This window comes from Methylobacterium oryzae (genome assembly GCF_021398735.1).
In the GTDB taxonomy this organism is placed as follows: Bacteria; Pseudomonadota; Alphaproteobacteria; order Rhizobiales; family Beijerinckiaceae; genus Methylobacterium.
In genome coordinates this window covers 3990926-4012467 of record NZ_CP090349.1, presented here as the reverse complement: position 1 = coordinate 4012467, position 21542 = coordinate 3990926, and the positions used below count along the sequence as shown (strand labels likewise).

Below are 21542 nucleotides of genomic sequence, written 5' to 3'. Positions count from 1 at the left end.
CGCCACGCGCAAGGGGCGACGTCCGGCATCTTCTGTTCGCCGGACGCAGGGCCTAAGCCTGAGCGTGGCGCGAGAATTGCGCCCGGCGCGCCGCAACTTCGACGATTGGGATCCGGATGACATCTCGCCGCCTGATTGCCGCCGCCCTGGCGGGTACCGTGGCCCTGACGGGATCGGCCAGCGCCGAGAGCGTCCTGCGCATCGCCATGACGGCGAGCGACATTCCCACCACGACGGGCATGCCCAACAACGGCTTCGAGGGGATGCGCTTCCTCGGCTACCCGATCTTCGAGGGGCTGGTGCAGTGGGACCTCAAGAGCACCACCAAGCTCGCCGGCATCGTCCCGGCGCTGGCTGAGCGCTGGGAGCAGGACCCGAACGACAAGACGGTCTGGACCTTCCACCTGCGCCAGGGCGTGAAGTTCCACGACGGGACGCCGTTCAACGCCGACGCGGTGATCTGGAACCTCGACCGCTACTTCAAGAACGACAGCCCGCAATTCGAGCCGCAGGGCGCGGGCATCTCCCGGGCGCGGGCGCCGCTGGTCGGGAGCTACAGGAAGGTCGACGATTCGACCGTGCAGATCACCACCACCCAGGTCGCCTCGTACTTCCCCTACATGGTGGTCTACCTGCTCTTCACCTCGCCCGCCTCCTTCGAGAAGGCCGGGCGCGACTGGAGCAAGGTCGCGGCCCTGCCGGCGGCCGGCACCGGCCCGTTCAGGATCACCCGCGTCGCCCCGCGGGAGGCGGTCGATCTCGCCAAGTTCGACGGCTACTGGGACCCAAACCGGATGGCCAAGGTCGACAAGGTCCGGCTGCTGCCGATCCCGGAGGCCAATGCCCGCGTCGCCGCTTTGCGGGCCGGCCAGGTCGACTGGATCGAGGTGCCGGCGCCCGACGCGATCCCGTCGATGAAGCAGGCGGGCTTCACCATCACCACGGGCTCGTACCCGCATGTCTGGCCCTACTTCTTCAACATGGGCGCCAAGGACAGCCCGCTGAAGGACGTCCGCGTCCGGCAGGGCCTGAACTACTGCATCGACCGGGCCGGGATCGTGGAGCTCCTCAACGGCACCGCCGAGCCCGCGAGCGGGTGGCTGAACGACCGGGATCCGAATTTCGGCAGCCCGAAGAACCGCTACACCTTCGACGCCGCGAAGGGGAAGGCGCTGCTGGCCGAGGCCGGCTACACCGACAAGAAGCCGCTGAGCCTCAAGGTGATGATCTCCTCCTCCGGCTCGGGGCAGATGCTGCCGATGCCGATGAACGAGTACCTGCAGGAGAACCTGAAGCAGGCCTGCAACGTCGACCTGACCTTCAACGTGGTCGAGTGGCAGGTGCTGCTGAATGCCGGCCGCGCGCTCCCCGACGCGCCGACCCTCCAGGGCGCGATGGCGCTCAACGTCTCGTCGCCCTCGTCGGACCCGGCCGTCATGGCGCGCTACTTCGCGGGCGACCGGTTCCCGCCGGCCGGCTTCAACTTCCCCACCTGGAAGGACGACGCGTTCGACGCCGCCCTCAAGGCGCTCGCCGAGACCACCGACGCGAAGGTGATCGACGCCCAGACCAAGGTCGCTCACGAGCGCCTCGTGGACAATCCGCCCTGGCTGTTCGTCGTCCACGACCTCAACCCCCGCGGGATGTCCAAGAAGGTCCAGGGTTTCGTCTCGCCGCAATCCTGGTTCGTCGACCTCACCCTCGTCAGCGTGCAGTGACCCCATGCCCGACATCGATCCCGTACACGCCTCCGCGGCCGAGCTCGGCCGCGCGATCCAGGCGCGGACCCTCTCGCCGGTCGACGCCGTCGACGCTCTCCTCGGCCGGATCGACCGGCTGGAGCCGAAGCTCCAGGCCTTCACGGAGGTCTTCACCGCCGATGCCCGCCTCGCCGCCGAGGGGGCCGACCGGGCGATCCGGTCCGGCCACGCCGTGGGGCCGCTCCACGGCGTCCCGGTCGTGCTCAAGGACCTGATCGACCTGGAGGGCCGGATCACCATGGGCGGCTCGGCCGCCCACCGGGCGCGCCGGGCCGCGCGCACCGCGACGATCGCCCGGCGCCTCATCGGCCAGGGCATGATCGTGCTCGGCAAGACCCACACGGTGGAGTTCGCCTACGGCGGCTGGGGCACGAACCAGCATCTCGGCACGCCGTGGAATCCCTGGGATCCGGAGACGCCGCGCACCCCCGGCGGGTCGAGCAGCGGCACCGGCGTGTCGGTGGCGGCCCGCATGGCGCCCTGGGGCATCGGCACCGATACCGGCGGCTCGGTGCGCCTGCCGGCCTCCTTCTGCGGGCTGACGGGCCTCAAGGTGACGGTCGGGCGCGTCTCGACCTGGGGGATCGTGCCCCTCTCGATGACCCTCGACACGCCCGGACCGCTGGCCCGCACCGTGGAGGACACGGCGCTGCTCTACGAGGCGATCTCCGGCCCCGATCCCCGCGATCCGACGACCCGCGGGGTCGCGCCGGACGCGCCCTGGCCGGCGCTGAACCGCGGGGTCCGCGGCCTGCGCCTCGGCCGGATGCCGGCCTCGGAGCGGGACGGGGTCGCCCCCGACATGCTGGCCGCCTACGACGCGGCCCTCGACCTCCTGGCCCGGCAGGGCGCCGAGATCGTCGACGTCGTCCTGCCGTTCCGGTTCAGCGACTGCGTGGCCATGAGCCAGATCACCAACGCGGAGGCCTACTTCGTCAACGGGGATCTGGCGGAGGATCCGTCCGCCCAGCTCGGCGACGCCGTCCGGGCCCGGATCCTGGCCGGCGCGAACGTCTCGGCCCAGGAGTATCTCGGCACGCTCCACCGCCGGGCCACGATGAAGCAGCAGTACGACGCCGCTCTCGCGGGCATCGACGCCCTCCTGACGCCGACCACGGAGAGCGCGGCCGTCGCGCTCGACGCCGTCGACGAGGCGCACCTCCCGTCGCGCTTCACCCGTTTCGGCAACCTGCTCGATCTCTGCGCCCTGGCGCTGCCGAACGGCTTCACCGCGTCCGGGCTGCCGCTCTCGCTGCAGATCGTCTGCCGCGGCTACGAGGAGACGACGGCGCTGCGGATCGGACAGGCCTACCAGCGCGCGACCGACTGGCACCTGCGCCGGCCGCCGGTGTGAGACCCGCGGAGTCTCGGCGCTTCCGGCGTTCGGCAGCGGACCTGCCGACGCCCCCAGCCTGCGGAAGACCGCGGGCGATCCAGTGACGCGGAGACGGGATCCACGGCCCCGTCACGCCCGCCAGAAGGTCAACAGCCACCAGACGCCCGTCAGAACGAACCAGAGGAATCTCACACCTCTGATGAGTTCATTGATCCCGAGGTACTCCATGAGGAAGCCGCCCAGGCAGGCCACATAGATAAAGGCGATGACCGTGGCCGTGGCCGGCGTGAGGATCCCGAATCCCCAGACCGCGGCGACGACGGCGAGGCCGAACGCGCACAGGCCGAAGGCGAGAAGGACGGGATGCGCCGCGCACCACCGCGCCACCTGGTCGTTGTCTGCGGACACGTGCTGCATGTGCGCCCCCGAATCGATGACTGACATCGATCATACGGGCCGCGGCGTCCGGTCCTCGTGAGGACGCGCACAGGATCGGCGCGAGCCCGGCGGCGGATCCACATCCTGCATGCGGCGGTGCCGGAGCGCGGCAGCGTCAGGCTGCGCCGTTCGGGGACGGATCGATCACGCGGCCGGAACCTGCCCGGCCACGACGACGCCGAGCGTGTCGAGGAGCGACGACCGGGCACGGCTCACCCGGCTCTTAACGGTGCCGACCTGGCAGCCGAGCATGACAGCGGCCTCCTCGTAGGTGTGGCCCTCGGCACCCACCAGCAGCAGCGCCTGGCGCTGCGCGGAGGGCAGGTCGCCGAGACGCTCCCAGACGACCTTGAGCGTGCTGGCATCCTCCTGGTCGGACGGGCTGGTCATCTGGCCGGCATGCGTCCCGTCCACGTCCTCCACCTCCCGCCGCGTCTTGCGCAGGTCGGTGTAGAACTGGTTGCGCAGGATGGTGAACAGCCACGCGGTGAAGTTGGTGCCGGGCCGGAACCGCTGCTGGTTCGCCCAGGCCTTCACGAAGGTCTCCTGCACCAGGTCGTCGGCGCGGCTGACGTCGCCCACGAGCGACAGGGCGAAGGTGCGCAGGGCCGGCAGGGCCTTGATGATGTCGCCGCGGAAGTCGAAGGGGACCGTCTCGCCGTGCGCCGTGATCGCCGCCTCGAAGCGGGACACCAGGGCCGCGAGCTGCGCCGGCAGGGGCTCCAGTTCGACGACCTTGAAATACTCCCGGATCGGCAGGGCGAGGTGCTGGCCGATGGAAGCGGCGTAGCCGGCCCCGTCCCGGGTGCCCGCGCCTCCGTCTGGCCGGTCCGCAGCGTCCTCAGTCATGAACGTTTCCGCCTCCAACGCTGGTATACTGGAATAGCTCTAACGTCGGTAGCGGTGGAATCCTGAACCGATGCCAAACGCTCCCAATTGTGACAGGGAATTTAAGCATGGTGACCGGGGTGACAACGGCGGCCGGATCCGGGCCCCCGGGCTGGCAGCGGCGGGCCGGTCGATGCAGAGTGCGCAGCGTCAGGAGAGCGGGATGACCCACGATCACGCGCAGCACGCGCATGGCCACGACGATCACCACCACGATCATCACCACGGCAGCGACCTGTCGCCGGTCGAGGCCCGGGTGCGCGCCCTGGAATCGCTGCTGACCGAGAAGGGCTACGTCGACCCGGCGGCCCTCGATGCCCTGGTCGAGCTCTACGAGACCAAGGTCGGCCCCCACGCGGGGGCCCGGGTCGTGGCCCGGGCCTGGACCGACCCCGCCTTCCGGGCGCGGCTCCTGGCTGACGCCACGCCGGCCATCGCCGAGTTGGATATCGGCGGCCGCGGCGGCGAGCACATGGTGGTCGTCGAGAACACGCCGGAGATCCACAACCTCGTCGTCTGCACCCTGTGCTCCTGCTACCCGTGGCCGGTGCTCGGCCTGCCCCCGGTCTGGTACAAGGCGCCGCCTTACCGGGCGCGGGCGGTGATCGACCCGCGCGGCGTGCTCGCCGAGTTCGGCGTGACGCTGCCGGAAACCACCCGCATCACCGTCTGGGACTCGACGGCCGAGACCCGCTACATGGTCCTGCCGATGCGCCCGACCGAGACCGAGGGCTTCTCCGAGGAGGCCCTGGCCGCCCTCGTCACCCGCGATTCCATGATCGGTACGGGCCTGCCCAGGGCGATCCCGGTCGCGCCCGCGGAGATGCCGGTATGAACGGAGCCCAGGATCTCGGCGGGGCGCACGGCTTCGGGCCGGTGGTGCCGGAGCCGGACGAGCCGGTCTTCCACGCCGCGTGGGAGCGCCGCGTCTTCGCTCTGGCCATGGCCATGGGCTACACGGGCGCCTGGAACCTCGACGGCAGCCGGGCCAACCGCGAATCCCTGCCGCCGGCGGAATATCTCGCGTCGAGCTACTACGAGATCTGGCTCAGGGCGCTGGAGAAGCAGGTCGTCGGCACCGGGCTGGTGACGCCGGCCGAACTGGCGAGCGGCCGATCCGCGGAGAAGGCCAAGCCCGTCGCGCGGGTCCTGGCCCGCGAGGGCCTGGAGCAGCGCTTCCGGGCCGGCTTCCCGAGTAGCCGCGCCGCCGATGCCCCGGCGCGCTTCGCGGTCGGCGACGCCGTCCTGGCGCGCAACAGCCACCCGACCGGCCACACGCGGCTGCCCCGTTACGTGCGCGGCAAGCGCGGCCGGATCGTGCGCGTCGACGGGGTCTACGTCTTCCCCGACACCAACGCCTACGGGTCGGGTGAGAACCCGACCTGGCTCTACACGGTCGCCTTCACCGCGCAGGAGCTGTGGGGCGAGAGCGGCGACCCGGGCGGAGTCGTCACGGTGGCGGCCTTCGAACCGTACCTGGACCCCGCGTGACCGCGCCGTCGCCCAGCCCCTTCGCGGCGCCCTGGGAGGCGCAGGTCTTCGCCCTGGTGGTCTCCCTGCGCGAATCCGGGCTGTTCACGTGGTCGGAATGGACGGACCGCCTCGGCCGCCAGATCCGCCCCACCGAGGCCCCCGAGCAGGCGGCCGATTACGGCGCGTGGCTCGCGACGCTGGAAGCGCTCCTGGCCGAGCGGGGCGTGGCGGGGCCAGAGAGCGTCGCGGCGCGGACCGAGGCCTTCCTGCGGGCCGCGGAGGCCACGCCCCACGGCCAGCCGATCCGCCTGGAGAACGACCCGCTCTACCGGCCCTGAGCCCGCAGGCTGTCGAGCGGCACCGGCGCGGCGTGCGATCGGCCGCTCATCAACTGGTCGAGCAGGGCCAGAACCTCGGCCCGCCCGCAATTGCGGGCGGGCTCGAACGGCGTCCAGGTCTGGGTGAAGTCGAGGCGCTCGAACACGTCGCGGTAGCGGCGCAGCTCGCTCGGCGTGAGCGGCACCCCGCGCACGAAGGCCTTGTGGGCCGAGATCGTGGTGGCGCGTCGGAAATCCGCCGGGTCGAGCTCGAACTTCAGGGCGTCGCCGCAGAAGCAGATCTTTCGCCCACGGTCGTACAGGATCGCGTGGCCATCGAAATGGCCGGCGGTGCGGTGCAGCTCCAGCCCCGGCAGCGGCTCGAGGAAATCGTCGTAGGGCCAGCTCACTTGCAGCGCCGCGCTCCACGTGAAGTCGGCCGCCGGCAGGCACAGCTCCGGGTCGAACCGGTCCTGGAGCTGCGTCAGCGCCCCGTAGGAATGCGGGTGCGAGGCCGAGAGCACAGCCATCCCGCCGAGCCGCTCGATCTGGTCGAGGGCGGCCTCGCTGAAGACCGGGCAGCCCTCGAAGCCCATGTTTCCGTGCTCGGTCCGGATCAGATAGGCCGACGGCCCGATGCCGGAGACCGGCTCGTTCCAGAAGCGCCAGACGCCCGGCTCGAGTTCCTGCCAGTGGCAGGGAAAGGCCTCCTGCGCCTCGCGGGCGGTGCGGAAGCGCCAGCCGTCCTGCGGCACGACGTGGCGGGCGTCGAGGCACATCGGGCAGGCGGCCGGCACCTCGAAGTGCCGCTGCCAGAACCCGCAATTGTCGCAGGTGTAGGCGGGCAGCTTCAGGGCGCCCGCGAAGGGCAGATAGCCGGGCATCGTCTGGGACCTTCCTCGGGGCAGTGTCTATAAGATGGCCCCGGTTCAGCCGCCCTCTCCGTCATCGCGAGCGCAGCGAAGCGACACAGGGCAGCGCGACACCGGGGAGCGTAGCGCCGGCTGGATTGCTTCGCTCCGCTCGCAAAGACGGCGGCACGCCTATCAACCGGAACGGGTGTAACAGGCGGCGCGGTCGGTTACAGCCGTCAGGTCCGCCCGGGCAGGCGGCGCGCCGACCGGGCGGCGTGGACGGTGCCGGCGAGGCCGACGAGGGCCAAGCCGACGAGGCCGCCGACCACGACGTCGCGGGTGCGGCTCGTGACGAACTCGGCGCGGCTCGCCTTGGTCCGACCGGAGAAGCGCCCGTCGATCCCGGCCGGGCCGGGCACGGGGGCCTCGAGATTGCCCGCCATCTCGGGGATGGTCTCGTCGGAGAGCTGGGCCGACCACATGGAGGCGGCCTTGCGGTCGGCGAGCGCCGGCGCCAGCGCCTGGGCGGCCGCCATCATCACCGAGGACCGGCCGACCCAGACCTCCCGGCGCGGGTGCTCGACCGCGTACAGGATCGCGTCGGCGCAGAGCCGCGGGTCGAAGACCGGGTCCGGCGCGTACTGGCGGTGGCCGGTGCGGTTGCGCGCCCAGTTGAACTGCGGCGTGTTGACCGCCGGCAGGTAGATCACGCTGAGGCTGACATTGACCCGGTCGTGCAGCAGCTCGCAGCGCAGGGCGTCGGTGAAGCCCGAGACCGCGAACTTGGCCGCGCAGTAGGGCGCCTGCAGGGGCGCCGCCCGGATCGCGAGGCCCGACGAGACCTGGATGATCGCGCCGCGGTCGCGCCGCTTCATGTAACGCAGGGCGGCGAGCGTCCCGTAGACCTGGCTGAGATAGGTGGTCTCGGTCACCCGCCGGTACTCGTCCGGGGTGATTCGGTCGGCCGGGTTCACCACCGTCGACATGGCATTGTTCACCCACGCGCGGATCGGGCCGAGCTCGCGCTCGACCCGCTCGGCGGCCGCGTCCACGGCCTCCGGGTCGGCGACGTCGGCGCCGATCGCCAGCACCGGCTGGCCGTAGGCGGCGAGCGCCCGCTCGGCCGCGGAGAGACGGCCGGGATCCCGCGCGATCACTGCGACCGACCAGCCGCGCGCGGCGAATTCATGCGCGGTGGCGAGCCCGATTCCGGCCGTGCCCCCCGTAACGACCGCAACCCGTGCCATACCGACCTCATCCGCGACAGACCGAACCGGCAACACGGTGCAGCGCGCTCGGTTGCGCCGCCCGATTGGGCCGGAACGTCACGGGGATACCGATCGCGACGCCGATTTCGCGGACCGGGACGCAACGTCCGACCGCGGCCGCTGTTGACTGCCTGTACCGCGTCATGCCGAACCATCGAGGGTCGCAGCCATGCGCACTGGACGACGCTTCTCCCTCTTCTCGCTCCCGATCGATCCCTGGCCGCAGGCGTCCCTGGCCGAGCGGACCGCCGTCGGGATGGTCCTGACCGGCCTGCTGCTCGTGCCGGCCTGCGCGGTCGGGGCCGCGCTCCTCGTGTTCACGACGCTCGCGGCCCACGTGTACTGGTCCTACGATCTCGGCGCCTCCCTCCACGCTTTCATCGCCCGGCATGCCGGGGCCGCCGTCGCGCGGCGCGGCCGGCTCGTCCACAAGGCCTGACGCGCGGGAGCGGATCCACGGCCGGGCGGCGTTGAGCCGTGCCGGTCCACACAGCCCGGCCGCGCGGCCCCCGCGATCCCTGTGCGTTCGCCTCGGTCCGATTTGACCTGACGGTCTCTCGTGGGCCAGTCAGGTTCGGAACCGAGAGATCGCCATGTTCCGTACCCTGATGTCTGCGCGGCGCTTCGCGCCGCTGTTCTGGTGCCAGTTCTTCTCGGCGTTCAACGACAATTTCCTGAAGAACGCGCTCGCCTTCCTGATCCTGTTCGGGATCGGCGGCCAGGCGGACGCCCATGCCGGCGTCCTTGTGACGCTCGCGAGCGCCGTGTTCATCGGGCCGTTCTTCATCCTGTCGGGTCTCGGCGGCCAGTGGGCCGACCGCTACGACAAGGCGCTGATGGCGCGGCGGCTCAAGTTCGCCGAGATCTTCGCGGCCGGCACCGCCGTGCTCGGCTTCCTCCTGCACTCGATCCCGGTTCTGTTCGTGGCGCTCGGCCTGTTCGGCACGATCGCGGCGCTGTTCGGCCCGATCAAGTACGGGATCCTGCCAGACCATCTCCGGCGCGAGGAGCTGCCCGCCGGCAACGCCCTCGTGGAGGCGGCGACCTTCCTGGCGATCCTGCTCGGCACGATCGCGGCCGGCGCGGCCTCGGCGATGGGCGGCTCGGGACTCGTGTTCGGCGTCCTGGTGATGGGCTTCGCCGTCCTGTGCTGGCTCTCGGCCCGGATGATCCCGGCGACCGGCGAGGGCGCCCCGGACCTGCGCGTCGACCCGAACGTCGCCCGCTCGACCTACGCGCTGCTGCGCGACCTCTGGGCCGACACGCGGCTGTGGCGCGGCTCGCTCACGGTGAGCTGGTTCTGGCTGGTCGGCGTGGTGGTGCTGTCGCTGCTGCCGGTACTGGTGCGCGGCGCCTTCAACGGCACCGAGACGGTGATCACGCTGCTGCTGGCGCTGTTCTCGATCGGCATCGCGGTCGGCTCCGGCCTCGCCTCGTGGCTCGCCAGCGGCCGGATCGTGCTGCTGCCGACGCCGGTCGGCGCGGTGCTGATGGGCCTGTTCGGCCTCGACCTCGCCTGGACGGTCGGCCACCTGCCGGCGCCGCCCGCGGAGCCGATCGGCCCCCTCGGCTTCCTGCAGACCGGCCACGGCCTGCGCACCGGGATCGACTTCCTCGGTCTCGCGATCTCCGGCGGCCTCTACATCGTCCCGTCCTTCGCGGCCGTGCAGGCCTGGGCCGAGAAGGCGATGCGCGCCCGGATCATCGGCGCGGTCAACGTCATGACGGCAGCCTTCATGGTCGCCGGCACCCTGGCGCTCGCGGCGCTGCAGGGCGCGGGCCTCACGATCGCGAGCCTCCTCGCGGTGGTGGCGGTGCTGAACCTGATCGTCGGCGCGCTCGTGTTCGCGACCCTGCCGACGAGCCCGTTCCGCGATTTCCTGTCGATCCTGTTCCGGGCCTTCTACCGGCTGGAGGTCCGAGGCTTCGACAACCTCGCGGCGGCCGGCCCGAACGCCATCATCGCCCTCAACCACGTCTCGTTCCTCGACGCGCCGCTCGCGCTGTCGCTCCTCGAGCAGGAGCCGGTCTTCGCCATCGATAGCGGGATCGCGCAGCGCTGGTGGGTGCGCCCGTTCCTGCGCATCACCAAGGCGATGCCGCTCGACCCGACCCGGCCGCTCGCCACCCGGACGCTGATCAACGCGGTCAAGAGCGGCGAGACCCTGATCATCTTCCCCGAGGGCCGGCTCACGGTCACCGGCAGCCTGATGAAGGTCTACGACGGCGCCGGGCTGATCGCCGACAAGTCGGGCGCGATGGTCGTCCCGGTGAAGCTCGACGGCCTGGAGCGCACCGTCTTCTCGCGGCTGTCGCGCGGGCAGGTGCGCCGCCGCTGGTGGCCCAAGGTGACCGTGACGGTGATGCCGCCGGTGCGGCTGACCGTGGACCCCGCGCTCAAGGGCAAGGCGCGGCGGCAGGCGGCGGGCGCCGCCCTCTACGGGATCATGTCGGACCTCGTGTTCCGCACCGCCGATATCGACCGCGGCCTGATGGCGGCGCTGATCGAGGCGGGCGAGCGCCACGGCTGGGGCCGCAACGCCCTGGAGGATCCGGTCGGCGGCCGCCTCAGCTACAGCCGGCTCGTGATGGGCGCCAACATCCTCGGCCGCAAGCTGATGCCGCTGGCGCCCGTGGGCGGCCGGATCGGCGTCATGCTGCCGAACGCCAACGGCGCCGCGGTGACGCTGTTCGCCCTCGCCTCCGCGGGCCGGGTGCCGGCGATGATCAATTTCTCCGCTGGCCCCGCCAACGTGCTCTCGGCCTGCCGGGCCGCGGAGGTCAGCAAGATCCTGACCTCCCGGGCCTTCATCGAGAAGGGGCGGCTGGGGTCGCTCGTGGAGGCGATCCGCGGCTCGGTCGAGTTGATCTACCTGGAGGACGTGCGGGCCGGCATCACGACGGGGGACAAGATCCGCGGCCTCCTGGCGCCGCGCCGCCCCCTGGTGGCGCGCGCCGGCGAGGATCCGGGGGCGGTGCTGTTCACCTCGGGCAGCGAGGGCACGCCGAAGGGCGTGGTGCTCGCCAACCGCTGCATGCTCGCCAACGTGGCGCAGGTGGCGGCCCGGATCGATTTCGGCCCGATGGACAAGGTGTTCAACGTCCTGCCGGTGTTCCACGCCTTCGGGCTCACCGCCGGGCTGGTCCTGCCCCTGGTCTCGGGGGTGCCGGTCTACCTCTATCCGTCGCCGCTGCACTACCGGATCGTGCCGGAGCTGATCTACGGCTCGAACAGCACCGTCCTGTTCGGGACCGACACGTTCCTCACGGGCTACGCCCGGTCGGCCCATTCCTACGACCTGCGCTCCCTGCGCTACGTCGTGGCCGGCGCCGAGGCCGTGAAGGAGACCACCCGGAAGACCTGGGCGGAGAAGTTCGGGCTGCGCATCCTGGAGGGCTACGGCGTCACCGAGTGCGGGCCGGTTGTCGCCCTCAACACGCCGATGTTCAACCGGTTCGGCACGGTCGGGCGGATCCTGCCCGGCATCGAGACCCGCCTCGAGCCGGTGCCGGGGATCGACGAGGGCGGCCGCCTGTCCCTGCGCGGGCCGAACATCATGCTGGGCTACCTGCGCGCCGAGAAGCCCGGCGTGCTGGAGCCGCCGCCGGGCGGCTGGCACGACACCGGCGACATCGTGGCGATCGACCCGATGGGCTTCGTCACCATCAAGGGTCGGGCCAAGCGCTTCGCGAAGATCGCCGGCGAGATGGTGTCGCTCGCCGGCATCGAGACGCTGGCCGCCGAACTGTGGCCCGACCGTCCGAGCGCGGTGGCGGCGGTGCCGGACGCCCGCAAGGGCGAGCGGCTGATCCTGTTCACGCAGGAGAAGGGCGCGACCCGGGCCGCCTACCAGAGCTTCGCCAAGGGCCGCGGCGCCTCCGACGTCGCGATCCCCGCCGAGGTGGTGGTGCTGGACGCGATCCCGATGCTCGGCACCGGCAAGGTCGACCAAGTGGCCGTCACGAAGCTCGCGCTGGAGCGGGCGAAGGAGAACGCGGCGGCCTGACGGTCGCGGCCGGGCCTCCCGCGTCACCCAAACGGGGGATGCGGTGCTCCCCGGGATCCGCTCGTATCGTGAATACAGCCGTGATTCGAACCGCTTGACGCGTTCGGGGCGCGGGTCTGAGGGGGACTCGGTACGCAACGGCGAGGGACAGATCATGCGGAAGGGCAGGCGAGTTCCGGCTTGGCTGGCGAGGCGGACCTACTTCAAGCGGATCGAGCGCTGGGCGAAGCCCGGCAAGGCGCGCAAGGCGGCGCAGCCCCCTGAGACACCGGCAGCCGCGATGCCCTCCAACGTCGTGCCGTTCCCGATCCGGATGAATCGGCCGGATCGACCCGCCTTCGAGGACCTGCGGGGCGTCGGCACGGCCTAGAGGCCGGCTCCGCCGGGGGCTTGCCGGGCGCGCGGGAACACGGGATCCTGCGCCGTCGGAGCCGAGACCGGGAGGATGCGTGCCGCACGACGGGTCGGATCCGCGCGCGTCGGCGCCTCCCCGGAAGCGGGCGAGGGGCCTGCGCGCGGCGCTCGGGGCGACGGCGCTCGGTCTCGGCCTCCTGGGGGCCGGCACTGCCGCGCTCTGGCGCTACGCCGACGCGCTACCGCCCCTCGACCTGGCCGCGGCCGAATCACGCTCGACGGTGGTGCTGGATCGGTCCGGCACGCTGCTGCGCCCCTTCGCGACCGCGGACGGGCGCTGGCGCCTGCCGGTCACCGCGGAGGCGGTCGATCCGCGCTACCGGGCGATGCTGCTCGCCTACGAGGATCGCCGCTTCGCCGCGCATCCCGGCATCGACCCGGCCGCGGTGCTGCGCGCCGCCGGCCAGTGGCTGACGCGCGGCCGCATCGTGTCCGGCGCCTCCACCCTGTCGATGCAGGTGGCGCGCCTCGTCGAGCCGCGGCGCGAGCGGTCGCTCGAGGCCAAGCTCCGCCAGATGGTGCGGGCGGTCGCGCTGGAGCGGCGCCTCGGCAAGGCCGGGCTGCTCGACCTCTACCTGGCGCTGGCCCCCTACGGCGGCCCGCTGGAGGGCGTGCGCGCGGCGAGCGTCGCGTATTTCGGGCGCGAGCCGGTCCGGCTGACCGCCGCGCAGGCGGCCCTGCTCGTCGCCCTGCCGCAATCGCCTGAGACCCGCCGTCCGGACAGGTTCCCCGAGCGCGCCCGCGCCGCCCGCGACCGGGTCCTGGCGGTGGCCGTCGCGCGGGGCATCCTCACGACGGCGGAGGCCGAGGCCGCCCGGGCCGAGCCGGTGCCGACGACGCGCAAGCCGTTCCCGATGCTCGCGGCGCACGCCGCCGAGGAGGCGGTGGCGGCCGATCCCGGTGCCGCCACGATCCGCCTCGCGATCGACGGGCGCCTGCAGGAGCGGCTGGAAACCCTGGCGGCCGAGCGCGCCGCCGCCGCCGGCCCGGACCTCTCGGCCGCGATCCTCGTCCTCGACAACCGCGACGGCCGGGTGCTCGCTCAGGTCGGCAGCGCCGGCTACTTGGACCCCGCCCGGCGCGGCGCCATCGACATGACCCTGGCGGTGCGCTCGCCCGGCTCCGCGCTGAAGCCCTTCGTCTACGCCATGGCCTTCGCGGACGGTCTCGCGCATCCCGAGACCCTGCTGGAGGATCGCCCGGCGCGCTTCTCGGCGAGCTACGCGCCGGAGAATTTCGACCTGACCTTCCAGGGCACGGTCACGGCCCGGCGGGCCCTGCAGCTCTCGCTGAACGTGCCGGCGGTCGAGCTGATGGACGCGGTCGGTCCCGCCCGCTTCATCGCCCGGCTGCGCGCCGCCGGGGCCGGGATCCAGCTCCCGCGGGAGGCGGCCCCGGGGCTGCCGGTCGCGCTGGGCGGCCTCGGCATCACGGTCACCGACCTCGCCCGGCTCTACGCGGGGCTCGCCCGCGGCGGCGCGGTTCCGGACCTGCTGCGCCGCGCCGACGGGGTCGCGGCCGAATCCCGGCACCGCGTCGCCGAGCCCGTGGCGTCTTGGTACGTCGCCGACATCCTGCGCGGGACACCGCCACCGGAGAACGCACTGCCGAACCGCATCGCCTACAAGACCGGCACCTCCTACGGGTACCGCGACGCCTGGGCCGCCGGCTTCGACCGCCACGCGACGATCGTCGTCTGGGCCGGGCGCCCGGACGGCGCCGCGGTGCCGGGGCTCGTGGGCCGCACCGTCGCGGCGCCGATCCTGTTCGACGCCTTCGCGCGCCTCGGGATCGAGCCCGAGCCGGTCCCCCAGCCGCGGGACGCGCTGGTGGTCGGGACGGCGGGCCTGCCGCCGCCGCTGCGGCACCTGCGGCGCGAGGCGGCCGAGGCGGCGGGACCGGCGCTGCGGATCGCCTATCCGCCGGACGGGGCGCGGATCGATCTCGGCCTCGCGGTGGACCGGCACGGCGCCGCGGCGGGCGGCCCGGGTCTCGCCCTCAAGGCCCTGGGCGGCGTGCCGCCGCTCACCTGGCTGGTCGACGGTCAGCCGGTCGTGCAGACGCCGCGGCGGAAGGCCGAGTGGGCCCCGGGGGGCGCGGGCTTCGCGCGGATCTCGGTCCTGGACGCGACCGGCGCCAGCGACAGCGTGTCCGTCCGCCTCGAGTGAGCCGACGGCGGGTTTCCTCGGCTCAGCGGCCGATCCCGAGGCCGCGCTGGGCGCCGGCCGGGCCGCGCGCCTCGCAGGATTCCAGCGCCGCGGCGAGGCGCGTCGCGCTGGCCGCGGACCCGTAAGACAGGCTGAGGACGGTGGAGAGGATCCCGACGCTCACGAGCACGCCGAGCGCGGCCGCGCCGAGCAGCACGGCGGCGATCAGCCGGTTGCGCCGCAGATCGGCCGTGAGCGCCTGGATGAGGTCCCGGTTGTGTTCGGCGAGACCGTTCCGCGCCGCCACCAGCTCGTTGTACATGTTCGTGATGGCGTTGGTGGACATGTACACCAGCAGCAGGTGGACGACGAAGTCGTCGTCCGTCGTGGTGTTGAGAGCGGCCGCGATCCGCACGGCGAGCTGACGCTCCCAGGGCTGGAGATCGCGGCCGTGGACCGACCGGTAGAACCGCTCGAGGTTGGTCACGGCCGGAGGGCATCCCGCCACGCCGCGTGAAAGTTGCGCCGCAGGCGGCGGCCCTCGACCCGCAGGCGCATCGGCGCGCTGTTCGCCAAGGCCTGCCAGGTCGTGTTCTGCACCCGCAGGGCCTCGATCAGCCGCTCGCCGATCCGCTCGATCTCGATGACGCGAAAGTTCGACTGCTTCCGCAGGGATCGCACGAGGTCGGACGATTCGAGATAGTCGAAATTGGTCGCCTGGGCGGTGTTCTTCGCCAGGATCGCCCGGTCGCACTCGATCAGCATGGGCCGGAGCTCGCGCAGGACCTCCAATGCTGTGGGATCCACCGCGCCGGCCGCGACGACCACGGCGAGGCGGACATTCGCCTCCCGGCAGCTCTCCACGATGATCTCGGTGCACCGACGGGTCGTCTCGGTGTCGCCGGCCGGGAAGTCGACCACGACGAGGCGCTCGGCCGCCTCGGTCACGCGCTCGATCAGGTCCTGGCACAGGGTCGGGTCGACGCGGCCCGTGCTGTCCTCGGCGCGCAGCCGCTGCCGGATGGCGGTGATACCGGGACGGCGCGGGACGAAGTTGTCGCTGCCGGGCGTGGTCTCCTGCATGAGCGCCGTGTGGAAGTGCCGGTTGGCCGGGTCGGTGTCGATCGCCAGCACCGGACCGACCTCCGCGCAGAGATCGGCCACCTGGAGGGCGATGGTCGTCTTGCCGACGCCGCCCTTGCCGCCGAGGCAGAGCACGAGAACCTTCGCGGCGGCGCCCAGGAGATCGCGCTGGATGTCCTGGATCTCGTCCGGGCTGTACCAGGCCGGAACCTTGCTCTGCGTCGTGTCGGTCATGCGGTGTCTCCTTGCTGATACGCGCGGGGTGGCCGCCGGACGCGCGCTCCGCGCGCGGCACCGGGCTGCGGGATCTCGGGGGTTCACGGGCTCGGGCCGGGCCGCACGGCCCGCGTGGGCGGGACGCGGCGCGCGCCGGCTCGACGGCGCGCCCGGGATGCCGGTCGCATCACGCGCGGGATCCGGTCGTGCACGGGTCGCCAGAGGCGCGGCCGCCTCGTGCTCGAGGCCCGGATGCGGACGGCCGACGCTCGGGTTCCGCGATGACGTCCGTCGCCACGATCTGCACTCCGTTGCTGGACCCGCTTCGCCGACGGCTCCGGCCGCAAGTCTTCCTCGCCGCGGCCGAGGGCCATGCATGATCATGCTCGGACCTATGGAGGACGCAAGCCTCGAAAAATCGGATCTCTTCTCGACGAATGCTCTAGAATGAGATCGTTAATGAAAATTTATATTTATAAAATATACAATTATGAGCGAAGTACGACTATTATATCTGGATGAACACACAACATCCCGGACATCGTCCGCAATTCGATCGATTCGGCCGGCCGGAATCCGCGCGGGTCACCTGGGATGCGGGCCTTGCCCGGCCCTGTCGGCGGTGACCCGGTCGTCACCGCGCCGCGGCGAGGGGCGCGAACACGTCGATGATGCCGTTCACCAGGATCTGGGTCCCGACGCATAGGAGCAGGAAGGCGAAGAGGCGGCCCATCACCCGGGCGCGGGCCGGGCCGATGAAGGCGACGACCCGGTCGGCGGAGGCGTAGAGAACCGCGACCGTGGCGGCGACCGCGAGGGCTGCCAGCGTGACGCCGATGTAGAAACCGAAGCGCTCCGCGTAGGCCTCCGGCCGGTTGGCCCCCAGGGTGATGGCGACCGCGATCGTCCCCGGCCCGGTGGTGAACGGGAGCGTCAGGGGGAAGAAGGCGATGTCGGAGAGGGGGCCGGGCGCCGGGTCGCCCGGCGGCTCCGCGGGGGCCGGGCCGCGGCCCGCCGACCCGGAGGCCTCGGCCTGCTTGCGCGCCTCCCGGGCCTCGGGCCGGTTCAGCTGGGTCCAGGCCGACGACATGACCACGAGGCCGCCGGCGATGCGCAGCGCACCCAGGGTGACGCCGAAGAAGTTCAGGATCGGCGTGCCCGCCCAGAGGGCGCCGAGCATCACCAGGGCGGCGTAGACGCCGATCCGGCGCGACAGCAGCACGCGCTCGGCGTGGCTGAAGGCGCCCGCCACCTGCGCGAAGATGAAGGCGCCCCCGACCGGGTTCACGATCGAGAACAGCGCGGACAGGGCGAGCAGGAACTGCTGGGTGGTGAAGTCGAGGCTCATCGGGGTCAACCCGGGGAGGGGGCCGGCACCAGCACCCGGGCCGGCGCGAGGCGGCGGGCGCGCCGCACCTGCTGGACGGCCACCGGCCGGTACAGCTGCTTCGTCGCGTCGACCACGTGCAGGCCCGCGAAGGGCAGGGACAGGCCGGTGCCGATCCACTCCCAGGCGGGCCCGGTGCGCAGCATCAGGCGCGAGCGGGCCGGCGGCATGTACAGGGTCTCGGCCCAGCTCACCGGCGAGAACAGCGTGTCGCGCATGAGCCGCCCGAGCTGCGAGCGGCTGTAGGGCTGGCCGTGGCCGAAGGGCGTCGCCTCCCGGCGGGCCCAGACGCCCCGGCGGTTCGGCACCACGAGGATCATGCGACCGCCCGGTGTCAGGGTGCGCCAGACCTCCTGCAGCAGCTCCGTCGGGCTCTCCACCGATTCGAGGGCGTGGACCAGGATGACCCGGTCGATGGCGGCCTCCGGCAGCGGCATCATGGTGGGATCGGCGAGCGCCGCGCAGGAGCGCCCGGTGCCCGGCCAGTTCACCACGCCCTGCGAGGCCGGCATGAAGGCGAGGGTGCGCTCGGCGATGCAGTGGACCGGCCCGAGATACGGCGTCGCGTAGCCGATCCCGAGGACGCGCAGCCCCGAGACCGAGCCGAGGAAGTCGTGGAGCGCGCGGCCGACCACGCGGTGCGTCGTGCGGCCCAGAGGGCTGGCGTAGAAGGCCCGCAAGCCGTTGACGTCGAGGCGCATGGAGGGACAGGAGATCGCGGACGGAACGGTCGTCGTAACCAATGGTGAGCCGCGCGCCGCGCGGCAAGCGCCGGAGGAACCTCGCCGGACCATCACCTGTTCACGGCAACAGATTTCGCGCCGCTTCGCGCCCGTTCGCGTTCTTGGGAGACCCCGTCCGATGGCCGCCGAGACCGAGATTCGCACCTTCCTCTGCCGCAGCGACAACATCGGCGTGCTGATCCGCGATCCGCAGACCGGCGCCTGCGCGGCGATCGACGTGCCGGAGGCCGGACCGGTCCTCCGGGCCCTCGACGAGACCGGCTGGCGGCTGACCGACATCCTCGTGACCCACCGGCACGCCGACCATGTCGAGGGTATCCCGGAGGTGAAGCGGGCGACCGGTGCCCGTGTGGTCGCCCCCGCCAGGGCCGGCGACGCGGTCCCGCAGGTGGACGTGACCGTGCGGGAGGGCGACACGGTCACGGTCGGCAGCCTCGGGGCGCAGGTCTGGGAGACGCCGGGCCACTGCGCCGACCACGTGACCTACTGGTTCGCGGAAGCCGGCCTCGTCTGCGCCGGCGACACCCTGTTCACCCTCGGCTGCGGGCGCGTGATGGAGAGCCCGCCCGAGACCCTCTACCGCTCCCTGCGGCGCTTCGACGACCTGCCCGACGCGACGCGGGTCTTCAGCGGCCACGACTACGTACTCTCCAACGCGCGCTTCGCCCAGGCGGCCGATCCGGACAACCCGGAGCTGAGGAAGCGCCTCGCCGAGGCCGAGCGCGCCCAGGCGGAGGGGCGGTTCCTCATCCCGTCGACCATGGGTGCGGAGCGGGCGACAAACCCGTTCCTGCGCAGCGGGCAGCCGGCCCTGGCGCGATCCGTCGACCTTCCGCCGGAAAGCGATCCCGAGTCGGTGTTCGTCGCCTTACGGGCGTGGAAGAACCGCTTCTGACGCAGGTGATAACGAGAAAAATTTGTTGCCTTCTCAAGGCAAACTGACACATAGGGGTGTTTAAGCGGTCCTAATCCGCTCAGGTAACCGGGCTCCCGGGGGGAAGCCGTAACGTCAACGCGAAGCGCCGGGACGCTTCAGCCGGTATGATGGGGGTCCGTCTCGCCCTACCACCTGTCCACTTCCCGCCTTCCGCTTCCTTTCCTCAAGCCAGAGTCCGACGGGTCCAAGGAGGAGGCGCTCAGCGCCAAGGCCAAGATCACCGTCGCCGACGCCGAATCCGGCACACTCCGCGAGAGCGGTGAGGCGGCCAGTCCCGCCCGCCCGCGGGCGCCGGTCGCGGCCGACGTGCGGCTCCTCGGGATCGCCACCGAGCACCTCTCGCGGCTCGGGCCCAAGCGCGTGACCGTCGTGGCCGTCGCCGCCGAGGCCGGCATGACGCACGCGAACGTGTACCGCTACTTCCCGTCGAAGGACGCGCTCCTCGACGCGGTGGCGGGCCGCTGGCTGCGCGAGGTCGAAGCCCGGCTCGCCGGCATCGCCGACGCGCCCGATCCCGCCGACGACAAGATCGAGCGCCTCCTGACCGCCCTCGCGACGGTCCAGCGGGACGCCCTGTTCGACGAGCCGAACCTGTTCGCGGTCCATCTCGACGCCACCGTCTCGGCACGGCCGATCGCCCGGCGGCACCGCGTGCGGCTGCGCAGCCTCGTCGAGCGCGTGGTCGAGGAGGGCATCACCTCCGGGATCTTCTCGGCCCGGGACCGGGAACGGGCGATCGCCTACATCTTCGACGCGAGCTACCGCTTCACGCATCCGCTGGCGATCCAGCACGATGCCGAGGTGCCGCGCGACCTGATCGAGGCCCGGTTCGGGGCCGTCATCCACGCGATCCAGCGGGTCCTGCGCTCCGGCATCCTCTGATCCTACGCGTACCCACAGGCTCTCTCGAAGGCCCGGACAGACCGTCCGGGCCTTCGTATTTCGTGCGCCCTCCCGCGCCGCACGCCGCCCGCCGCGACCCGAAATGACAGGATTCCAGATCTGTCATCGCGGCTTCGCGGCCGTCCCGCGCCAGGGTGCACTGCACCTAAAACACTCGCGACGTTGACGTTTCGGAGGCACCGTCGGGACGCTCGAGGGCGATCCGATGGCCCGGACGCGCCGCCCGCGCGGCCCTCATCGGGTTGAAGCCACGGTGCTTTTCGGCCACACAGCCGCGCAGATTTCAGAGTGGCGAATCCGGCCTCGGACCCTGACGGACGAGCGGCTCCGGCCTCGCGCAACGCATCACCGAAGTCGAACGCAGCGGAGACACATCCGACATGGCTCGCAACAAGATCGCGCTCATCGGCGCCGGCCAGATCGGCGGCACCCTGGCCCTTCTGGCCGGCCTCAAGGATCTGGGGGACGTGGTGCTGTTCGACATCGTCGACGGCGTGCCGCAGGGCAAGGCGCTGGACATCGCCGAGGCCGCCCCGGTCGAGGGCTTCGACGCGACCTACGCGGGTGCCAGCGACTACGCCGCCATCAAGGGCGCCGACGTGGTGATCGTGACCGCCGGCGTGCCGCGCAAGCCCGGCATGAGCCGCGACGACCTGATCGGCATCAACCTCAAGGTCATGCAGGCCGTCGGCGAGGGCATCAAGACCCACGCGCCGGACGCCTTCGTGATCTGCATCACCAACCCGCTCGACGCCATGGTGTGGGCGCTGCAGAAGTTCTCGGGCGTCCCGACCAACAAGATCGTCGGCATGGCCGGCGTGCTGGATTCGGCGCGCTTCCGCCACTTCCTCGCCGAGGAGTTCAAGGTGTCGGTGGAGGACGTCACGGCCTTCGTGCTCGGCGGCCACGGCGACGACATGGTGCCGCTGACCCGCTACTCGACGGTGGCGGGCGTGCCGCTGACCGACCTCGTCAAGCTCGGCTGGACCACCCAGGAGAAGCTCGACGCCATGGTCGACCGCACCCGCAAGGGCGGCGGCGAGATCGTCAACCTGCTCAAGACCGGCTCGGCCTTCTACGCGCCCGCCGCCTCCGCCATCGCCATGGCCGAGAGCTACCTGCGCGACAAGAAGCGGGTCCTGCCCTGCGCCGCCTACCTCGACGGCCAGTACGGCGTGACGGGCATGTTCATCGGCGTGCCGATCGTGATCGGTGCCAACGGCGTGGAGCGCGTGCTCGAGGTGACCTTCGACGCGGCCGAGAAGACCATGTTCGACAAGTCGGTCGCCTCGGTGACGGGACTCATCGAGGCCTGCAAGGGCGTCGACAGCAGCCTCGCCTGACCGGTAAGCGGATACCGGGCAGCGCGTA

General features: G+C 71.8%; 20 protein-coding genes. 12 read left to right on the top strand and 8 right to left on the bottom strand.

Annotation, left to right across the window (positions count from 1 at the left end):
• Positions 1 to 116: 116 nt before the first annotated feature.
• On the top strand, positions 117 to 1718 hold the full coding sequence (locus LXM90_RS19110; RefSeq protein WP_020093707.1) for an ABC transporter substrate-binding protein: 1602 nt from the start codon (positions 117 to 119) through the stop codon (positions 1716 to 1718).
• Positions 1719 to 1722: 4 nt separating this feature from the next.
• Positions 1723 to 3114: an amidase gene (locus LXM90_RS19105; protein WP_020093708.1), complete on the top strand. Its 1392-nt coding sequence runs from the start codon at positions 1723 to 1725 to the stop codon at positions 3112 to 3114.
• Positions 3115 to 3225: 111 nt separating this feature from the next.
• Here LXM90_RS19105 and LXM90_RS19100 read toward each other — a convergent pair whose 3' ends face one another.
• A complete protein-coding gene (locus tag LXM90_RS19100; protein WP_106735923.1) occupies positions 3226 to 3513 on the bottom strand; it encodes a hypothetical protein in 288 nt (95 codons plus the stop codon).
• A gap of 165 nt (positions 3514 to 3678) precedes the next feature.
• Positions 3679 to 4383, bottom strand: a complete 705-nt coding sequence (locus LXM90_RS19095; protein WP_020093710.1) for a sigma-70 family RNA polymerase sigma factor — start codon at positions 4381 to 4383, stop codon at positions 3679 to 3681.
• A gap of 202 nt (positions 4384 to 4585) precedes the next feature.
• On the opposite strand from LXM90_RS19095, the gene nthA reads away from it, so the two are divergent.
• The 3 genes from nthA to LXM90_RS19080 are packed head-to-tail and all read left to right on the top strand — an operon-like array spanning position 4586 to position 6233.
• Complete coding sequence (nthA, locus tag LXM90_RS19090) at positions 4586 to 5257, top strand: nitrile hydratase subunit alpha (RefSeq protein ID WP_020093711.1); 672 nt, start codon at positions 4586 to 4588, stop codon at positions 5255 to 5257.
• Positions 5254 to 5913, top strand: coding sequence for a nitrile hydratase subunit beta (nthB, locus tag LXM90_RS19085; protein ID WP_020093712.1), 660 nt, complete (start codon positions 5254 to 5256; stop codon positions 5911 to 5913). The genes nthA and nthB overlap by 4 nt, the downstream gene beginning before the upstream one ends.
• Positions 5910 to 6233 carry a nitrile hydratase accessory protein gene (locus LXM90_RS19080; RefSeq protein ID WP_020093713.1) on the top strand — a complete coding sequence of 108 codons (324 nt, stop codon included), beginning with the start codon at positions 5910 to 5912 and terminating at the stop codon, positions 6231 to 6233. The genes nthB and LXM90_RS19080 overlap by 4 nt, the downstream gene beginning before the upstream one ends.
• Here LXM90_RS19080 and LXM90_RS19075 read toward each other — a convergent pair.
• A complete protein-coding gene (locus LXM90_RS19075) occupies positions 6221 to 7096 on the bottom strand; it encodes an MBL fold metallo-hydrolase (protein ID WP_020093714.1) in 876 nt (291 codons plus the stop codon). The genes LXM90_RS19080 and LXM90_RS19075 overlap by 13 nt on opposite strands.
• 206 nt (positions 7097 to 7302) lie before the next feature.
• Positions 7303 to 8313, bottom strand: coding sequence for an SDR family oxidoreductase (locus LXM90_RS19070; protein WP_020093715.1), 1011 nt, complete (start codon positions 8311 to 8313; stop codon positions 7303 to 7305).
• A gap of 190 nt (positions 8314 to 8503) precedes the next feature.
• Between LXM90_RS19070 and LXM90_RS19065 the strand changes: the two genes are divergently transcribed.
• The 4 genes from LXM90_RS19065 to pbpC all read left to right on the top strand — a co-directional run bounded on the left by LXM90_RS19065 (position 8504) and on the right by pbpC (position 14923).
• Positions 8504 to 8773: a hypothetical protein gene (locus LXM90_RS19065; protein ID WP_020093716.1), complete on the top strand. Its 270-nt coding sequence runs from the start codon at positions 8504 to 8506 to the stop codon at positions 8771 to 8773.
• A 154-nt stretch (positions 8774 to 8927) separates the two neighbouring features.
• Complete coding sequence (locus LXM90_RS19060) at positions 8928 to 12341, top strand: acyl-[ACP]--phospholipid O-acyltransferase (protein WP_020093717.1); 3414 nt, start codon at positions 8928 to 8930, stop codon at positions 12339 to 12341.
• Between the two features lie 154 nt (positions 12342 to 12495).
• Positions 12496 to 12711 (top strand): hypothetical protein, encoded by a 216-nt coding sequence (locus LXM90_RS19055; protein WP_020093718.1) that lies wholly within the window; start codon positions 12496 to 12498, stop codon positions 12709 to 12711.
• A 79-nt stretch (positions 12712 to 12790) separates the two neighbouring features.
• Entirely contained in the window at positions 12791 to 14923 is a 2133-nt protein-coding gene (gene pbpC, locus LXM90_RS19050; protein ID WP_020093719.1) for a penicillin-binding protein 1C, read from the top strand.
• Positions 14924 to 14945: 22 nt separating this feature from the next.
• Here the strand turns inward: pbpC and LXM90_RS19045 are convergent, their stop codons facing one another.
• The 4 genes from LXM90_RS19045 to LXM90_RS19030 form a co-directional block, all read right to left on the bottom strand.
• On the bottom strand, positions 14946 to 15389 hold the full coding sequence (locus LXM90_RS19045; protein WP_020093720.1) for a hypothetical protein: 444 nt from the start codon (positions 15387 to 15389) through the stop codon (positions 14946 to 14948).
• Positions 15386 to 16219 (bottom strand): ArsA-related P-loop ATPase, encoded by an 834-nt coding sequence (locus LXM90_RS19040; RefSeq protein WP_020093721.1) that lies wholly within the window; start codon positions 16217 to 16219, stop codon positions 15386 to 15388. The genes LXM90_RS19045 and LXM90_RS19040 overlap by 4 nt, the downstream gene beginning before the upstream one ends.
• A gap of 616 nt (positions 16220 to 16835) precedes the next feature.
• A complete protein-coding gene (locus tag LXM90_RS19035; protein WP_020093722.1) occupies positions 16836 to 17549 on the bottom strand; it encodes a MarC family protein in 714 nt (237 codons plus the stop codon).
• 5 nt (positions 17550 to 17554) lie between these two features.
• A complete protein-coding gene (locus LXM90_RS19030) occupies positions 17555 to 18289 on the bottom strand; it encodes a class I SAM-dependent methyltransferase (protein WP_020093723.1) in 735 nt (244 codons plus the stop codon).
• A gap of 160 nt (positions 18290 to 18449) precedes the next feature.
• Between LXM90_RS19030 and gloB the strand changes: the two genes are divergently transcribed.
• The 3 genes from gloB (at position 18450) to mdh (ending at position 21514) form a co-directional block, all read left to right on the top strand.
• Positions 18450 to 19226 (top strand): hydroxyacylglutathione hydrolase, encoded by a 777-nt coding sequence (gloB, locus tag LXM90_RS19025; RefSeq protein WP_020093724.1) that lies wholly within the window; start codon positions 18450 to 18452, stop codon positions 19224 to 19226.
• 348 nt (positions 19227 to 19574) lie between these two features.
• Positions 19575 to 20150 carry a TetR family transcriptional regulator gene (locus LXM90_RS19020; RefSeq protein WP_012317921.1) on the top strand — a complete coding sequence of 192 codons (576 nt, stop codon included), beginning with the start codon at positions 19575 to 19577 and terminating at the stop codon, positions 20148 to 20150.
• A 401-nt stretch (positions 20151 to 20551) separates the two neighbouring features.
• A complete protein-coding gene (gene mdh / locus LXM90_RS19015) occupies positions 20552 to 21514 on the top strand; it encodes a malate dehydrogenase (RefSeq protein WP_020093725.1) in 963 nt (320 codons plus the stop codon).
• Positions 21515 to 21542 lie beyond the last annotated feature (28 nt).

What these genes read in the sequence shown, in the direction of transcription:
- LXM90_RS19110 (WP_020093707.1), top strand. Translation starts at nt 117, where the DNA reads ATGACATCTCGCCGCCTGATTGCCGCCGCCCTGGCGGGTACCGTGGCC.
- LXM90_RS19105 (WP_020093708.1), top strand. Translation starts at nt 1,723, where the DNA reads ATGCCCGACATCGATCCCGTACACGCCTCCGCGGCCGAGCTCGGCCGC.
- LXM90_RS19100 (WP_106735923.1), bottom strand. Translation starts at nt 3,513, where the DNA reads ATGCAGCACGTGTCCGCAGACAACGACCAGGTGGCGCGGTGGTGCGCG.
- LXM90_RS19095 (WP_020093710.1), bottom strand. Translation starts at nt 4,383, where the DNA reads ATGACTGAGGACGCTGCGGACCGGCCAGACGGAGGCGCGGGCACCCGG.
- nthA (WP_020093711.1), top strand. Translation starts at nt 4,586, where the DNA reads ATGACCCACGATCACGCGCAGCACGCGCATGGCCACGACGATCACCAC.
- nthB (WP_020093712.1), top strand. Translation starts at nt 5,254, where the DNA reads ATGAACGGAGCCCAGGATCTCGGCGGGGCGCACGGCTTCGGGCCGGTG.
- LXM90_RS19075 (WP_020093714.1), bottom strand. Translation starts at nt 7,096, where the DNA reads ATGCCCGGCTATCTGCCCTTCGCGGGCGCCCTGAAGCTGCCCGCCTAC.
- LXM90_RS19070 (WP_020093715.1), bottom strand. Translation starts at nt 8,313, where the DNA reads ATGGCACGGGTTGCGGTCGTTACGGGGGGCACGGCCGGAATCGGGCTC.
- LXM90_RS19065 (WP_020093716.1), top strand. Translation starts at nt 8,504, where the DNA reads ATGCGCACTGGACGACGCTTCTCCCTCTTCTCGCTCCCGATCGATCCC.
- LXM90_RS19060 (WP_020093717.1), top strand. Translation starts at nt 8,928, where the DNA reads ATGTTCCGTACCCTGATGTCTGCGCGGCGCTTCGCGCCGCTGTTCTGG.
- LXM90_RS19055 (WP_020093718.1), top strand. Translation starts at nt 12,496, where the DNA reads ATGCGGAAGGGCAGGCGAGTTCCGGCTTGGCTGGCGAGGCGGACCTAC.
- LXM90_RS19040 (WP_020093721.1), bottom strand. Translation starts at nt 16,219, where the DNA reads ATGACCGACACGACGCAGAGCAAGGTTCCGGCCTGGTACAGCCCGGAC.
- LXM90_RS19035 (WP_020093722.1), bottom strand. Translation starts at nt 17,549, where the DNA reads ATGAGCCTCGACTTCACCACCCAGCAGTTCCTGCTCGCCCTGTCCGCG.
- LXM90_RS19030 (WP_020093723.1), bottom strand. Translation starts at nt 18,289, where the DNA reads ATGCGCCTCGACGTCAACGGCTTGCGGGCCTTCTACGCCAGCCCTCTG.
- gloB (WP_020093724.1), top strand. Translation starts at nt 18,450, where the DNA reads ATGGCCGCCGAGACCGAGATTCGCACCTTCCTCTGCCGCAGCGACAAC.
- mdh (WP_020093725.1), top strand. Translation starts at nt 20,552, where the DNA reads ATGGCTCGCAACAAGATCGCGCTCATCGGCGCCGGCCAGATCGGCGGC.